Origin of the sequence: uncultured Victivallis sp. (genome assembly GCA_944389935.1) — a bacterium.
GTDB lineage: Bacteria > Verrucomicrobiota > Lentisphaeria > Victivallales > Victivallaceae > Victivallis.
This window is the reverse complement of record CALXOE010000006.1, coordinates 96,546-112,327: the sequence shown is the minus strand read 5'-3', so window position 1 is coordinate 112,327 and position 15,782 is coordinate 96,546. Positions and strand designations below refer to the sequence as shown.

The window sequence follows — 15,782 nt, the reverse complement described above, 5'->3', positions numbered from 1 at the left end:
GCCCGGCAGTACAAGAGAGGGGTTCGGGGGAGAGAAAGCGGCTCGTAAGAGCGCGTCTCTCCCCGTACCGACCATCCCTCAAACAACCAATCAGCCGATCATCGCCGCGCAACAGAGTCTCCGCTCGGCAAGCGGCGAAGTGGAGCAAAAACGCGAATGGGTCTTTCCGCAGAAAAGCGGGAAGAGCCGTTCGCGTTTTTGCGGCTCTTTCTCCCCGTGCCGGCCGACCGCAGCCGAGTCCGACTCCGACCCGTACACGGCACCGGCACCTTGCCGGACGCAGGGGGTGCGGGGGGCGGCGGACACGCCCCCTGCCTCCCACGGCCACGCAACGCTCAAAGCCCACGGCCAGGCGGAGAGAAAAGCCCACGGCCAGGCGGAGAGAAAAGCCCACGGCCAGGCGGAGAGAAAAGCCCGCGGCTCTGTGACGAAAAAGGCGGCATTTACGCTCATCGAGCTCCTCGTGGTGATTGCGATCATCGCGATTCTGGCGGCGATGCTGCTGCCGGCGCTTTCGCAGGCCCGGGAGCGGGCGAGAGGGGCAAACTGCCGGAGCAATCAGAAACAGATCGGAACCGGGCTGACATTTTACACGTCGACCTGCAACGATCACATCACCTATTCCGGCCGCTCGTCGACTCACTGGGCGTGGACGGTGCAGCTGGCTCCGTTCGTCGGCTACACGACGAACACGAGCGGAGCCATTGACGACCTGAACTCGAAGAAAAAGGTGTACCATTGTCCGTCGAGCACGCAGGAGGCGTATGTGGCGGGGGATGATCTTCAGCGGTACGGCCAGTCGAACAGTTATGCGCAGAACAGCAGTCTGGACATCACCTATTTTTCCGGTGACACGTCGCTGGACGGTTACGGCCGCAAGATCACGACGATCAAATCGCCCTCGCAGGCGGGTTATCTGCTTGAATCGACGGCGGCGCCGACGCCGTGGTTCTGTTTTGAGTTTCCGGACTGGGCACAGCTGGTGCACAACGGCAGCATGAACATTCTCTATCTCGACGGGCACGTGGATTCCGCGAACCGCGCGGAATGGGCGAAGCTCTCCTACATCGATGTATGGGTCAAGGAACTTTACCCGTTCTGGTCGCATTACTGAGGGGAACGCATGAAAATCATTAAACTGTTTTACGCGCTGCTGCTCGGCGCCGCAACAGCAGCCCCGGCGGCGGAATATGCCGGGCGGGAGCATCTGAACGAGTGGACTTTTCAGCAGGAAGCCAACGGCAGGAAACAGGATGGAGTCCTGATTCTCACTTCGGCGGATTCAAAACTTACGCCTCTGGCGAGCGCGGGAGGAATCCGGCTGCAGAACGGCCGGACTTACATTCTCACCGCACAGGTGAAAGGGTCGCCGGGAAGCAGCTTCCGCGTCTACGTTGAAAATCCGAAAAAGTGGGAAAACAAACTCATCGGCCCGGTCACCGGCGATGGAGAATGGGGGGAGATTCGCGGTTCATTCACTTTTCACGACGTGGAAGAGGCTCCCTCGCATCTGGTCTTTCAGCTGCTCGGCCCGGGGACGGCCGAACTGCGTTCGCTGACGATCGAGCCCGTGCCGCCGGAAAAACCGGGGGAGCCGCGGGAATATCTCGGGGAAACGGTCTCGCCGGACTGGAACATCCAGCCCGCCGGCAAAGGCCGGATCCGGGATGGGCGGCTGCCCCTGACAGCTCCGGGAACAGCCGTGCTCGGCGAGCTCAAAACGAAAGATATGCAGCCGTATGAATGCGTCGTCCGGGTGCGCAGCACTCCCGGGACACATTACCGGATCTATGTCGAGAACGCCTCGAACGGAGTCTGGCAGAACGCCATGATCGCGGAGGCGGATGGAGCGGAGGGGCCGGCCCGCCGATTCCGGGCGAATTTCGCATTCCGCAAGCCGGAAGCGCCCTCCTATCTCGCCTGCCAGCTGACCGGGACCGGAGAACTGACACTCGAAAGCGTGCAGCTGACCGAGCTCGAACCGGTGAAACCGGGCAATCTCCGGAACGGGAATTTCGCGCGCGGTTCGGCGTCGTGGGATCTCGAGGAGGCGGGCACGGTCCGGGACGGAGAACTGCACGTATCCGTGCCGGAGGCGGGGACGGTCCGCCGGGTCCGCCAGTACGCGATCCCGGTCGAATCCTCGAAACGTTACTGCATCTCCTACCGCGTGCGCGGAACGGGGAAAGGTGATGCGAACGGATTTCACTGGTTCCGGGTTTATCCGGAGGGGGTTCCCGCGGGCGGCTCCGAAAAGCAGTTTCAAAGCTGCATGAATTATCCGCAGAACAAAAGCATCGAATTTGTCGCACCGCCCCGGGTTTCGACCGTGACGCTCGCGATTGAGACGCGCGGACCGGCAGAGGTCGCGTATTCCGACTTCAAGCTGGTGGAGGTGCGCGAGCAACTTGAACCGGGGTCGATCCGCCTGGACCTGCCGTTCGCCTACCGGAACGGGATTTTCGCGACCACGCCGGATCGGGAGATCTCCGGGACAATCGAGGTCAACCACCCCGAGGCGGCCGGCTGGACGCTGACGGCCGACGGGAAATCCGTTCCGCTCGATGACAGGGGACGATTCCGTTTCACGCCCCCGGGGAAGCCGCATTTTGAACTCGAGCTGACGCTCTTCAACAAGGCGGGACAGGTGATCGGGAGAAGTATGAAAACCCTGCGGGTATACCCGCACCGCCCGAACGAGGTCACGTTCACCCGCGAGGGATACCTCGTCGTCGGAGGGAAACGGTTCTTCCCGATCGGCCACACGGAGACGACCGGACGAGGCGGTTACGACTTCGAGTTCCGGGAGTTTGCCGCCGCCGGATTCAACACGGTCGCCATGCAGACGACGCCGGAGATTCTCGACACCGCACAGAAGTACGGAATCCGGATTCTGCGTTCGCTCCCGCTCGCAATCGGCGGAGAAACGCCGGAACAGCGTACCGCAATGCGCGCGCTGCTGCGGCGTGACATCGAGGAACAGAGCTCCCACCCGGCGCTGCTCGGCTACTTCGGAGCGGACGAGCCGGCCTGGGTCGGGATTCCGTTCGAGGGACTCCATGAAGTGTACGAGCTCGTGCGCGCCACCGATCCGTGGCATCCGTCGTGGATCAACGAAGCGCCGGTGGTGACGAATCTGCGCGATCTGCGGCGCTATTCTCAGGCGGCGGACATCGGCGGAATCGACATCTATCCGGTGCCGGAGGGGGGAGCGCACGGTTCGCTCGAGGAGGATCGCGGACTTTCGGCGGTGGGGAAATACACTGACATCTACCGCGAAGTCGTCGAACATCGCAAACCGGTCTGGATGGTGCTACAGGCGTTCGCCTGGGGACAGTGTCACAATCCGGATCTGCCGCCGGAAGAGGCGGTCTATCCGACCTGGGAGCAGAGCCGTTTCATGGCCTACAACGCGATCACGCACGGAGCGACCGGGATCATCTATCACTATCTGCCGTACGCGAAAGTGCTGGGGGAAAAGTTCTGGCGCGATCTGCGCCGGGTCACGCGCGAACTTCATTACGCCTCGGAAATCATCACGGCCGACACGGTCGCAGATACGCCGATCCGGACCGGAAGTCCATCGATCCGCTTCCTGCACAAGCAGATTGCGGGCGAAGATTATCTGATCGTCGTCAACGAGGGGACGACTCCCGTCACGGCGGAATTCTCACACTTCCCGGTCCGGACGGCGGAGCTGCATGTGCTGCTCGAGGATGACCGGAAGATCCCCGTGCGGGATGGAGTTTTCCGGCTCGACCTGCCGGCGCGCGGAGTGGCGCTGCTCTCGCGCCGCCCGTTCGCACCGCGGGAAACGATCTACGCGGAGGAGGGAATGCGCCTCTACAACGCACCCGCCGAAGAGGATCCGGTCAGTGCGCTGCTGAAACAGGGGAGCTGGATCTGGCGCCGTTGCGGGAAGCCGGCCGGGTCCCGCAGCTTTTTCCGGCGCACATTCGACGGCCGGGGAGTCGCCCGGGCGGAACTTTATGTCACGGCGGACGACTTCTACCGGTTCTCGCTGAACGGGAGAGCGGCCGGAAGCGACATGCCGGGGGAGTATCTGCGCAGCGGCTGGAGCTCGATCGAACGCTATGACCTCACCCCTCGCCTGAAAGCCGGAGAGAATCAGCTCGAATTCGAGGCATGGGACGGCGGCGCGGTGCCGTGCGGATTCCATGCCGTGCTGAAACTCACGATGCAGGACGGCAGCGAACGCATTGACGGAAGTTCCGCCGTATGGGAATCCGCCGCGAAGTCGACCGGTCCTTACGGGCCGTCCACCGTCATCGCCCCGTTCGGAGATCCCCCGTGGGGACGTCGACTCATCGTGCAGGAGGGGAAAATGCCGGAGGAATGACTCCCGTGATCCCGGAGCGAAGCGGGGTAAAAGAGGAAAATGAAACACTTTTTACTTCGGTTCTCTTGACAAAAAAGGAAAAATTCATTATATTGAATGAAGACACAAAGATCTGGGAAAGGAAGTATCATGAACAATATGGTCTATCTATTTCTGGCCTTGGCTCTCACCGCGACTTGCGGAAGTTATGTGAACGCCGCGGAGAATCTTGCAATCGGAGCGAAAGCGACTGCCAGTTCCGTGGAAAGAGGGGACTGCTCTGCGACCAACGCCATCGACGGCCGCGGCAACACCCGCTGGTCCTCGAAGCGCGGCGACAACGAGTGGCTTCTGGTGGATCTCGGCTCACCGAAGACCGTCGCGCAGATCCAGCTTGACTGGGAGGCTGCCGCAGGCAAGGAGTATTCGATTCAGTTTTCCAACGACGGGCAGAACTTCACGGACGTCTATACTGTGACCGACGGCAAACCCGGCGCCCGGGAATACATCCGCATCAAACCGCAGGAGACCCGTTATATCCGGCTTCTCGGGAAGAAACGGGCGACCCGCTACGGCTATTCGCTCTGGGAGATGAAAGTCTTCGCCGAACATGACAGCCTGGTCTACGGCGCCACAGTCACAGCGAGTTCCACCCAGGGAAATTACAAGCCCCAGAACGTGATCGACGGCCGGGACACCACCCGCTGGTCTTCAAACCGCAACGACAATGAATGGATCATGCTCGACCTCGGAGAGGATAAGAGCATCGGCAAAATCGTACTGAAGTGGGAAGAGGCCGCCGGCAAGGAGTACTCCGTCCAGGTCTCGTCGGACGGAGAGAACTTCACGGAAGTGTTCCGCAAGACCGACGGAAAGAAAAAAGCGACCGAGACGATCGTCATCGATCCGGTGACCGCGCGATTCGTCCGCATTCAAGGCATCAAGCGTGCGAGTACCTACGGCTATTCGCTCTGGGAAGTCGAGCTCTATTCCAAATAGAAAGTGTCGCCAGAGGAGGGCGTCGGAATTCCGGCGCCCTTTTTTTCTGCCGGGCGACGTTACAGAGCCGCTTTCACCTGCGCATACGGGACGAGGGCTGCGGGGAGATTCTCCCGGGCGGCGAGAGCGGCGAGGACGCCGGCGGCTTCGCCGAGCGGCACCATGTTCCCGGTGACGCGGTAGCTCGCGTGCGCAAAGAAATCCCCGCTGATGCAGCGCCCGGTGAAAACCAGATTCGGAACATCCGCGCTGATGAGCGCACGCAGCGGAATCTCATACGGCTGAACCTTGTACGGATAGCGGTCGAATCCGCGCTCGAACGACGGGGTCAGGGCGTGGACATCGATTCCGGCGGCCACCCTGCAGACGGCGTCGGGCTGACTCCGCCCGGAAATCAGATCCTGCAGGGAGATCCGGTAAAGCCCCTTGAGCCGCCTCCCCTCCCGCACGCCGATCCGTTCGGACGTCGCGGCGATGGTGAGCTGTTTCCAGGCCGGGCCGCTGCGCCGGAGCGCCTCGACCTGGCGATGAATCTCGCGCCGTGCGCACATCACGGCGCCGGTCAGATCGTCCGCGTCGCTGCCGGATACGCCGCATTCGTGGTTCGCCATCAGCAGAAACAGCTCCCCGGAGAGCGCGAAGAGCGACGCATCGTGATAACTGGGTTCGGCGCCGTTCGCGGTCAGCAGATCGTGCAGGTTGCCGACCGCCTGCGCCCGCGGCGTATAGCCGTTGACAAAAGGTGCGATCTCGGCAAGGCGGACTCCCGTAAGCAAAGCGAACATCGACATCGGCTGAAGAAGCCCCCGTTCCGGGTCGCCCGCCTCAAACGAACAGCCCGCCAGAGCGCCGAGGTTGCCGTCGCCGGTCGCATCGACGAACACTTTTCCCCGCCATGCCTCCCGCCCGGACGCGGATTCAGTAATCACGCCCGCGAGCGCTCCGTCCGGCCTGCGGAGAACGCCCGCGGCCATCGTGTAAAGCCGCACTTTGACACCCGCCGCCCGGCAGAGCTCCTCGAGCAGCAGCTTCATCGACTCCGGCTCAAATGCGAACGACCCGGAACAGGGAGGAGATCCCGCCGGACCGCGTTTCGCCAGTTCCGTCTTGAGCTCGGAAAGCAGCGAGCTTTCCGGCTTCCGATGATCGATGATCCAGCCGAGCAGTCCGGCCGTCCACATGCCGCCGAGGCAGCCGTTCTGCTCGATCAGCACCGTTTTCGCGCCGAGCCGGGCGGCGCGGAGCACGGCCGACACCCCGGAGGGGCCGCTTCCGCAGACAATGACATCATACTCCCCCCGCACGGGAATCCGCCGGGAACTCTCCTGGACATACTCCATACCACCTCCGTTTTCGCCGTCTGTTCCGGAGCCGCAGCGGGCTCCGTCATGCCGGGAAACAGCATAGACCCGAATCCGGAGTTTGACAATTTCAAAAACGGTTATATTTTTATCTGAAAACGCTGAAATGGTGAAATTATGGAATTTTTCAAGCTTCCGGACGATCCGGGCCGTCTTTCGCGTGCGGAACGGATTCTGCGCGCGATCGAAGCGCGCTGTGCCATCTCACTGACCATACACGACCGGCAGGGGAAACTGCGCGGTCCGGACGGCGCTCCGCTCCTGCCGGGGCGTCATCTGCACCCGCACGAGTGCTGCGCGCGCGGCCGCTATCAGCTTCCGCACTGGAATACGCAGTGCGTCCGGGAGTGTCTGACCGAGACGGAGTCCCGCCTTGCGACGGACCCGGTTCCTCATCTGAAAACCTGCTGGAAGACGCTCACCGAACTCGTCGTGCCGATCGTCCGCGGCGGCGTCTGCCAGCTGACGATATTTGCCGGAGTGTTCCGCTCGGCGGAGGAGGCGCCGGAGGAGCTGCCGGAGTGGTTCCGGGCGCGATACCGGACCCTGCCGGCGCCGGATCCGGAGGAGCTCGCCGAACTGGCGGAACTGCTGCGCGCGGCAGGATTGACTCTTCTGGAGGAGGCCGAACTCCGGCCGCGGTGTCCGGCGGGACGCGACCGGAGGCTCAACACGATTGCGGACTATATCCGCAGACACGCCCACGAGAAGATTTCACTGAAAACGCTCGGAGCAGAGCTCTGCCTCTCCCCCTCCCGCGCGGGACATCTGATCCGGGAGCTCTGCGGTCGGACGTTTCGCGAACTTCTGGAGGAGGAGCGCATGCTCCGCGCGAGAACCCTGCTGCTCGGCAGCGATCACAAACTCGCGAAGATCGCGGAATCGACCGGTTATCCGAACGAGTTCTATTTCAGCAGGGTGTTCACCCGGTACTGGGGGATCACGCCGGGACGTTTCCGGAGTCATTTTTCCCAGCCTCCGGGCGGAGTTCCCCTGTCCGTTTCCCGGGAGTGAAGCGTTTTCCTCTTCTATTCTCCCCGGGGACTCGGTTCTTCGAGCATTCCCCGGTCGTGATAATACTTTCGATAAAACGGATTTCTGATCCATTCGGCCGGGATCTTCTTCCCCTCTTTCTTGCAGGCATCGATCTTCTGCTGCAGCGCCCAATCTTCCTCCCACGCTTTCCGCATCGCGGGATTCGCCTGTTTCGAGATTTCGATCTCGCTGTTGTAGCGTGTTTCGATGTATTCGAGCGTCTCATCCAGCGAAGAGCGGTCGTTGAAGTAACGGTTGATGCCGTTTTGAAGCCAGTTCGTCGAACCGGTCTTGACGTAGGGGCTGAAGTATTTCGGCAATCCGATTGTGCAGGCCAGGGAGAATTCCCGTTCGCTGCTGTCATGCTCGTTCGGTCGCGTCAGAGCGATCTCTTTTATTTCGGAGCTCACTACAGTCGGATTCGGCGGCAGCCCGTCGGAGTTCTCCACGATGTACTGATTGTAAGCCTTGCTCGCCAGAAACTGGAGAAACAGTTTCGTCAGTTCCGGATGCCTGCTGCCGCGATAAGGCATCGCCGCACGAACCGAAAGCGGTTGATTCTTGTACTCATACATCGGCAGCTGACTCAAGCTGAACTGGATCGTCATGTTCCGGGCCGCCTGCACCTCGCGAAACCGGATCAGGCAATATCTGCCCATGACGACCATCGCATACCTGCCGGAGATGAAATTCGACAAGTCGCCGCCGCCGAAACCGGAATCGACATTCATCGAAGCGACGTCCGCGGCACTCGGCGCGATCCGATCCACAAAGGTCCATTTATGGAAGAGGCGGATCGCGTCTTTGAGCGCATCGTTGTTCGCAATACAGCGGGTCATGGTTTCGTTGTAGACGTCAAACCCGCGGCTGCGGGAGATGCACACCGCCATCGCCACACCCCAGGAGCTGTCCAGCGTCTGCAGAAAAAAATACTCCTGCCGCGGAAGTCCCTCGTTCGCTTTCCGGACGTATTGCTTCCCCATCTTCTCGAACTCTTCCGGAGTCCACTCCAGCGGCGGCCGGTCAAATCCGAATTTCTTCAGGGTGGACAGATTGATCCACAATGCGTCACAGGCGCTGTTGCAGGGATACGCATACTGCCTGCCGTCCATGCCGCATAAGAGCCTGGCCACGCCGGGATAGGTGTTCTCGAGTCCGTAACCGTTCTTTTCCGCATCTTCGGTGATGTCCATCGCCACGCCGAGCTGGGAGTAGCCGAGCACCTCGCCGGTGTCGAACACATCGCCGGCCATACCGGAAACCGCCTGGATGAGCGTACTCTGGTTGTTGGCCGTTTCAAGCTGCACATCGCCGTTCGGCTTCGGCGAGCCGGGCTTGACATAATGGGGATCACCGGGCTTGAGCGGGGCCCCGGCCGGGCCGTACGCCTCGTTCAAAGCGGCAGCCTCCTCTTCCGTGTAGGTCATCACGTTTCCCTGCGCATCCCTCAACACATGGCCGTTCTTCACGAGCCACTCCCGGAACAGCATGATCTGCTCTTCCCGTTGCGGATTCGGGTCGGTCCGCCAGGTGATGACCGGGACTTCCGCAACCCGGTCGCGGCTTGTGAACATCGTGTAGAATGATGCGGCCACAAGCAACAGCAGAATCGTGATGAACAACTTTTTCATTTATGCAGGGTCTCGTTGATTTGTTTTGAGTGACGTCCACTGGAACTGCGCGGCCGGTATTCCGGGTTTCGCTCCCTCCCCCCGGAAACCCGGCGCGGCGCTGTGAAGTGGCGGGATGCCGTCTGACACTCCACCGTCAAACGGCATCATCTTTCCTGATTCCGGCGTCCTGCGGATCATCGCGATCGACAATCCGGCCGGGAGAGAGGCCGGGCACGGGCGGCGGGGAAGGCAAACTGCGTTGAGACAGAATTCGCAGCAGCTCCACTCCCCCTGCCGCGGCGGCAAATCAGGTCGTTCAACCGCACCGCGTCACTCAGTGATGAAGTTGAGGATATCGGTGTGATAGGTTTCCTTGAGTTTGCCGATGGAGGCGGCGGAAGCGTGGCCGTCCCCCCAGGCGATCGTCACATTGTCGCCGTGAATCATCGCGGGACAGCCGCCCCACGACCCGCTGGTGATGTTTCCCCACAGCGGATAGACCTGATAGTGCATCTCGGAATGGCTGGCCGGAATCCGGTTGTCCAGCAGGAAAACGAAGTTCGACGGCTGCATCGCTTTCGACAGATTCATGCAGAAATACCCGTTGGAATAGGAGTATCCCGCGGTCCTGCCGCTGTCGTAATTCACCCCGCCGATCACCCGGAAAGCGTTGTAGTTTACGCCATACCCTCCCCAGCAGAGATAGGGGAAACCGTCCGCATCATAATTGGTCGCATTGTGCTTCTTGTAGGTCGAAGTCGGGCAGTAGAAGGAATCCCAGTCCCCGATCAGCCCCGCCGAATAAAGCACGTTCAGATAACCAAATCCATTTGAACTGCGCGACATGATGATGGTGTTGTACTCACCGTAATAGAGCTGAACCGCGGTCATGGACTGCTTGATGTTGTTCAAACAGGCGCTTCCCTTGGCACGTTTGCGCGCCTGATTCAACGCCGGCAGCAGCATCGAGGCGAGAATTGCGATGATCGCAATTACAACGAGGAGCTCGATCAAGGTAAAATGTTTTTTCATGGTGGCACTCCTTTTTTTCTGTCCGGTCACTTTTTTTCTTTGAACCGGCTGTGTTGTCCTGAGTGAATTTGCTTCTTCCCGGGGGAAGTCGGCGGGGCTTCCCCGGTTTCCGCCGCCGGGCCAGAGGACACCGCCCCCGGGTCCGTCCCCCCGGGAAGCGCCCCGGGTTCTCGGTTCCGACGGATTGTAATTTCGGGATCACAACAACTCCATTATTTCAATTCCTGATAAAGTTTCAGATCGTCAAGCCAGAGAAAACTCCCCTCGTTTTCGCCCTCCAGATCGATCATGCAGATGATCCTGTTGGTCTCTTCGGGTATGATCTCGGCGGGCAGGGTTTCACTCCACTCCTGCCAGGTGCCGGAGAGGGGCAGCTCGATGTTCTGCGCAGCCGGGAATTTGATCGGGCTGTTGGCGACCGGATTGCCGGTTCCGGCAGCGATCCAGGTTCCCAACCAGCGGTTGCCGTGACAGAACGCGATCGAAAAACGCAGCGAATCCCCCTTGACGAGTTTCCCTTTGAACCGGGCGGAGAAGTGCAGATCCGCGTTCCGCTTGACTTTCCGCAGGGAGTAAAAACGGGCTCGGGCGTGAAAAGGTCCGGTGAACTTCACGGCTCCCGGCGCGGCGGCCCCCTCTTTCCCGTCGATTTCGCAGGGGCTGAACCACTCGAAATTCACTTCCGCAAGGTTTCCACCGTCAAATCCTCCATCGCGGATGTAATGCCGCTCTCCAACCGCGACGAAGAGCAGCGATTCGCCCGTCTCGCCGTCCGGGGTGCGGAATGCGAGTTTCAACATGCCGGAACCGCGCGTCTCCCCGGCTTTCAGCCGGATGACGCAGCGCGCCTCTTCCCGGACCAGAACGGCCTGAGCCGGAAAACCGTCGCCCGGCAGAAGCCGCACTTCCGATCCGGCGGGCAGATTCAGTGCGATCTCCCGCTCTCCGCCGAACGCGAGCTCCACATCGTTCACCGGCAGAACCGCCGCCGCCCGGCGTTCCCGCATGGAACGCGCCCGGGCGCTCCGGGCATTTTCCGCCATGCGGCTGCTGCCGATGAGATAGACGGGATCTTCCCCGAATTCAATCTGGAGTTCCTCCGCCCGCCCGGACGAGAGAGGATTGCCGAAGAGATCGAAGAGCGCGATCTCCTCCTCCGGCGCGCAGCCGAACGCGGTCGCCGGAACTTTTTCCGCCCGGAGACTCCACACGATCGCCCCCGGCCCGGAGAAAGAAACCTGCCGCAACGTACCAGACGGCTCCACATATCCGAGACACTCCCCGCCGTCGAGCAGCCGGGCGAACGCCGCCAGAGCCGCATAGGAGAGTTTCGGCTGAAAACCGAGATAACAGATCCCGTTGGCGGTATCCCACCGGGCATTTTTCTCATAGGCGTCCCGGGCATCGTAACTGCAGAACCAGAACACTTTCCCCTCACGGCCGCCAAACGCAAGGCACTGCGCGTAATTCATGGCCACGGCGCGGGCCTGCCACGCCTCTGTCGCCTTGTTTTTTCCGGAAAACTCCGGCATATCATCATGGCCGCCGGTTCCGAGTTCGTTGAACCACTGCGGTTTCCCCAGAAAACCGTAACGATCCAGAATCCGCTGCCGGGCCATTTCGCCGCCGGTGAAACCGGAAGCCGCGGCATAGGAGTGCAGAGTGACGACATCAGTCCACTGTGCGACCCCGGCCTTTCCCCCCTCCTCCAGCCAGCCCATCTCGCAGTTGGAGTGGGAAAGCGTATGAATCCGGATCGCCGGGTCGATCGCCTTGAGTGTCTCGTAAGAACGGCGCACGAGTTCCGCATAATATTTCCCCGTGAGTTCGGGGTTGTGATTGGCCATCAGGTCGGGTTCGTTGTGGACCTCGTACTCCCGGATGCGCCCCCGGTAGCGGGTTGCGAGCATCTTCAGCCACGCTTCGTACTGCCGGAATCCCTCCTCGTCAAGGACGCCCGTATCCACATGCTTTCCGAGGTATTTCGGAATGCCGTAGAGGATGTACGCATAGTTCTGATGGTGCGCCTCAAGGCGGCGCATCATCCGGTCGAGCGGTTCGAGGTGATACTCACCCGGCCGCGGAGACTGCCGGTTCCAGGAGTTTTCCCAGTGCAGCCAGGGGCGGACCCAGCGGATTCCAGCGCGGGCGAACATCGGCAGCTGATAGGTCCAGTAGGGAACCTGCTGCTGAAAGACGTTTATCCCCATGAAAGAGCGGTCGGGATCGAGCTCTTTCGGCTCCGGAATCCGCATGATGCGCAGCGTGTCGCTCCTGTCGCCGCAGCGGGCGTCGACCTGAAAACCGCCGAAACGGTCGATCGGAAGAACAATCCTCGTTTCCGGCGCCGCCGAGGGCGGCAGCGTCCGCACCAGGAGCGGTTTGCCGGTATGATAATCTTTCACCGACAACTCAAGCTGCGGAATTGGGACGCCGAACGAAACGATCCGAAGTTCGACCGGCTCCTTTTCCGTAAAAATCGATCCGACCCGGTCGGTCTCGAGTTTGAAGAGGCCGTTTCCATCGGATTGCAGCAGCAGGGAGCGGGATTGATCGGCCTGCTTCAGGTAGAGTGCCGCAACGACCGGTCCGGTGCCGTCGCCGACGTTGCCGAGTTCGATATCGGTCATCTCGCCGACGATTCTCCCCTGGTCGCGCCGGAGCGTCAGTTTCGCGGAGAGCACCCCCGCCTTGCGGATCGTCCAGCGGAATTCATCGCCGGTGGACTCCGGTTCGAGTGTCAGAAGTTCGCTGTGCGCGTTCTCCCCGGGGAATTCCGAATGATCGAGCAGAATCTCCAGTTGCGTCCCGGCCTCAAGCCGTGCGCCCGGAGCGGCAAAAGCCACCGGTCCGGGATGCTTGAGCTCATCGCCGAGAGCGTAAACGAACACCCATTTCCCCCGCAGGGAATCGAGCAACTCCACGAGCAGCGGTTGATTCGGACGCGGCAGATCCGCCGGAACCGGTGCGGCGAAAATCCGCACCGCGGCCAGAAGCGCGCCGATCATGACTGGAATTCTGAAATTCATATTTTTCCTCTCCTGTTCTTATCTGTTCTCTTTTTCCGACGGCCGGGAAGGCACGATCAAAGTCAACCGTAAATCTGCGACAACGCTGATTTTGATCGGTCAATTCCGGATTTCATCGAGAAATCCCGGATTTTTCCGGACCCCGATCCTCACACTCTCGCAGTCTCTCAATATAAATTATAGCAAAATAAAAGGTCATTTCCTTGAAAAAACTGACAAAAACAGGTATTTTTACGACACTAAAAGAATTCTAACAGAGAAACGGGGCTGAAAATGGGACGGGATGAATTGCGTTCGCGCATTCACATGCGCATTCCGATGTTCATGCACTTTGCGGCTGACGGGCCCGGGGTCTGGCTCGGATCGCGCAAATATTTCAGCCGGGAGGAGCTCGTGCATGAGCACGACTTCTATGAACTGGTGCTGGTCCGCTCCGGCTTCGGAATTCACGTGACGGAACGCGGAGAGTACCCGATCATCCACGGGAACGTCTTCCTGGTCGGGCCGGGCAGTGCGCACAGTTACCGGGACATGAACCATCTCGAGATCATCAACGTGCTCTATGTGCCTGAACGGCTGCAGTTCAATATGCTCGACCTGCGGAAAGATCCGGGCTACCGGGCGCTGTTCGGCGAACAGACCGACTGCAGCCGGAAATTCGCGGAGGGACTGATGCTCAATCCGAATCAGATGGCCGTGGCGGAGCGGATTCTCGAAGAGCTCAAGAGCGAACAGTATCAGCAGTATCCGGGCTGGATGTTCGCGATGAACACCGGATTCATGCAGTTCGTGCTGCTGCTGAGCCGGGCGGCGGCCGTCGAGAACGGCATGGAAGTTCCTTTCGCCCGCATCGGTCACGTCCTCGACTACATCAACCATCACGATATCGAGACGCTCCAGATCGCGGAGATCGCAAACGGCTGCGGCATTTCGGTCCGGACTCTGGAACGGCTGTTCGTACAGGCTCTGCACTGCACTCCGGTGGCTTATCTGATGGAGAGACGCCTGCTCCGCGGGGCGGAACTGCTGCTCTCGACTGACAACACGATCTCGGAGATCGCACTCGTCTGCGGATTCTGTGACGGCAACCACTTCAGCAAGATGTTCAACCGCAAATTCGCCATGCCCCCGAGCGAATATCGCCGGAAATTCGCCGGCAGACACAGCAGTTCCCGACTCTGAACGGATGGACGAATGCGGAAAACGGCGGAATCAACTGGATTTTTCCGCTTTTGTCGGGTATATTGTAAGAACGTGTGTGACAAACCAAACAATGCGCCGTTCCGGGACATCCGGACGGACGGCGCACGTCGGAAATCTGAATCATGACCAGTGTGGAAATCAGAGGGATCACGAAATCCTACCAGCCCGGAGTCCCCGTGCTGAAACCGCTCGATCTCATCGTGAATCCGGGCGAGCTGTTCTTTCTGCTCGGCCCCTCGGGCTGCGGCAAGTCGACCCTGCTGCGCATCCTCGCCGGACTCGTCGAGCCGGACGCGGGATCGATCCGGTTCAACGGCACCGAGATCACGAAACTTCCGCCCGAAAAACGGCGCGCGGCGATGGTGTTCCAGAACTATGCGCTCTGGCCGCACCTCTCCGTTTACGAGAACGTCGCGTTCGGCCTGCGCGCCGCAGGGGAGAAAAAATCCGATATCGACCGCGAAGTCAAAGCCGCGCTCGAACTCGTCCGAATGGCGGAATATGCCGACCGCAGAATTCCGTCACTCTCCGGCGGCCAGCAGCAGCGCATCGCGCTCGCGCGGGCACTCGCGGTGAAACCCGCACTGCTGCTGCTCGACGAACCGCTCTCGAACCTCGACGCCCGGCTGCGCGACACCATGCGCCGCGAGATCCGCCGCATCTGCAAGGAGCGGCAGCTCACCGCGATCTACGTCACGCACGACCGTCAGGAGGCGCTCAGCATGGCCGACCGGCTCGCGGTCATGGATCAGGGAGTCATCCGCCAGATCGATACGCCCGAAAAAGCCTACAGCGCTCCGGTCGAAAAGTTCGTCGCCTCATTTCTCGGGGACGCGAACTTCATCGAGGGGGAGCTCGACTCCTCCGGAGCGTGGCAGACGCCGTTCGGCGTTCTCGCGTGCGACGGCTCCGCCGGGAAACCGGCGGGAACGCTCTGCGCAATGATCCGCCCGGAACGCATCCGCATCAGCACCGAACCGGGGAAGAACACCATCCCCGCCGTGCTCGTCAACCGGAGCTTCACCGGAGAGAGCTGCGAATGGGAGTTCGAGGCCGCGGGCCGGAAGATCGTCGTTACGGAGAGCGCCCCGCCCGGGCGGAAGCTCGGCGAGACATTCCAGCTCGTCCTGCCGCCGGATCAGTTGATCGTTTTGCAGTGAGGAACAGCGGA

Annotated in this window: 10 protein-coding genes; 6 read left to right on the top strand and 4 right to left on the bottom strand. The window is 60.8% G+C overall.

What is annotated here, in order from left to right; all coding sequences use genetic code 11:
• The 3 genes from Q0J85_RS03595 to Q0J85_RS03585 all read left to right on the top strand — a co-directional run.
• Nucleotides 1–1,114, top strand: a 1,114-nt coding sequence (locus Q0J85_RS03595; RefSeq protein ID WP_294478309.1) for a DUF1559 domain-containing protein, incomplete at its 5' end; no start/stop codon positions are given.
• 9 nt (nt 1,115–1,123) lie between these two features.
• Complete coding sequence (locus tag Q0J85_RS03590) at nt 1,124–4,360, top strand: hypothetical protein (protein ID WP_294478308.1); 3,237 nt, start codon at nt 1,124–1,126, stop codon at nt 4,358–4,360.
• Between the two features lie 129 nt (nt 4,361–4,489).
• Nucleotides 4,490–5,338 carry a discoidin domain-containing protein gene (locus Q0J85_RS03585; RefSeq protein WP_294478307.1) on the top strand — a complete coding sequence of 283 codons (849 nt, stop codon included), beginning with the start codon at nt 4,490–4,492 and terminating at the stop codon, nt 5,336–5,338.
• 59 nt (nt 5,339–5,397) lie between these two features.
• Here the strand turns inward: Q0J85_RS03585 and Q0J85_RS03580 are convergent, their stop codons facing one another.
• Complete coding sequence (locus Q0J85_RS03580) at nt 5,398–6,678, bottom strand: FAD-dependent oxidoreductase (RefSeq protein WP_294478306.1); 1,281 nt, start codon at nt 6,676–6,678, stop codon at nt 5,398–5,400.
• Between the two features lie 138 nt (nt 6,679–6,816).
• Here Q0J85_RS03580 and Q0J85_RS03575 point away from each other — a divergent pair, with 138 nt between their 5' ends.
• Nucleotides 6,817–7,713 carry an AraC family transcriptional regulator gene (locus tag Q0J85_RS03575; protein ID WP_294478305.1) on the top strand — a complete coding sequence of 299 codons (897 nt, stop codon included), beginning with the start codon at nt 6,817–6,819 and terminating at the stop codon, nt 7,711–7,713.
• 14 nt (nt 7,714–7,727) lie between these two features.
• Here Q0J85_RS03575 and Q0J85_RS03570 read toward each other — a convergent pair whose 3' ends face one another.
• The 3 genes from Q0J85_RS03570 to Q0J85_RS03560 all read right to left on the bottom strand — a co-directional run bounded on the left by Q0J85_RS03570 (nt 7,728) and on the right by Q0J85_RS03560 (nt 13,408).
• Nucleotides 7,728–9,365, bottom strand: a complete 1,638-nt coding sequence (locus Q0J85_RS03570; RefSeq protein ID WP_294478303.1) for an ABC transporter substrate-binding protein — start codon at nt 9,363–9,365, stop codon at nt 7,728–7,730.
• Between the two features lie 312 nt (nt 9,366–9,677).
• Nucleotides 9,678–10,379 (bottom strand): type II secretion system protein, encoded by a 702-nt coding sequence (locus Q0J85_RS03565; RefSeq protein ID WP_294478302.1) that lies wholly within the window; start codon nt 10,377–10,379, stop codon nt 9,678–9,680.
• A gap of 212 nt (nt 10,380–10,591) precedes the next feature.
• Nucleotides 10,592–13,408, bottom strand: a complete 2,817-nt coding sequence (locus Q0J85_RS03560; RefSeq protein ID WP_294478301.1) for a hypothetical protein — start codon at nt 13,406–13,408, stop codon at nt 10,592–10,594.
• 273 nt (nt 13,409–13,681) lie between these two features.
• On the opposite strand from Q0J85_RS03560, the gene Q0J85_RS03555 reads away from it, so the two are divergent.
• Nucleotides 13,682–14,590: a helix-turn-helix domain-containing protein gene (locus Q0J85_RS03555; RefSeq protein ID WP_294478300.1), complete on the top strand. Its 909-nt coding sequence runs from the start codon at nt 13,682–13,684 to the stop codon at nt 14,588–14,590.
• 143 nt (nt 14,591–14,733) lie between these two features.
• A complete protein-coding gene (locus Q0J85_RS03550) occupies nt 14,734–15,771 on the top strand; it encodes an ABC transporter ATP-binding protein (protein WP_294478299.1) in 1,038 nt (345 codons plus the stop codon).
• The last annotated feature ends 11 nt before the right edge of the window (nt 15,772–15,782 follow it).

Coding starts and splice junctions, on each gene's coding strand:
- Q0J85_RS03590 (WP_294478308.1), top strand. CDS start 1,124: ATGAAAATCATTAAACTGTTTTACGCGCTGCTGCTCGGCGCCGCAACA.
- Q0J85_RS03585 (WP_294478307.1), top strand. CDS start 4,490: ATGAACAATATGGTCTATCTATTTCTGGCCTTGGCTCTCACCGCGACT.
- Q0J85_RS03580 (WP_294478306.1), bottom strand. CDS start 6,678: ATGGAGTATGTCCAGGAGAGTTCCCGGCGGATTCCCGTGCGGGGGGAG.
- Q0J85_RS03575 (WP_294478305.1), top strand. CDS start 6,817: ATGGAATTTTTCAAGCTTCCGGACGATCCGGGCCGTCTTTCGCGTGCG.
- Q0J85_RS03570 (WP_294478303.1), bottom strand. CDS start 9,365: ATGAAAAAGTTGTTCATCACGATTCTGCTGTTGCTTGTGGCCGCATCA.
- Q0J85_RS03565 (WP_294478302.1), bottom strand. CDS start 10,379: ATGAAAAAACATTTTACCTTGATCGAGCTCCTCGTTGTAATTGCGATC.
- Q0J85_RS03560 (WP_294478301.1), bottom strand. CDS start 13,408: ATGAATTTCAGAATTCCAGTCATGATCGGCGCGCTTCTGGCCGCGGTG.
- Q0J85_RS03555 (WP_294478300.1), top strand. CDS start 13,682: ATGGGACGGGATGAATTGCGTTCGCGCATTCACATGCGCATTCCGATG.
- Q0J85_RS03550 (WP_294478299.1), top strand. CDS start 14,734: ATGACCAGTGTGGAAATCAGAGGGATCACGAAATCCTACCAGCCCGGA.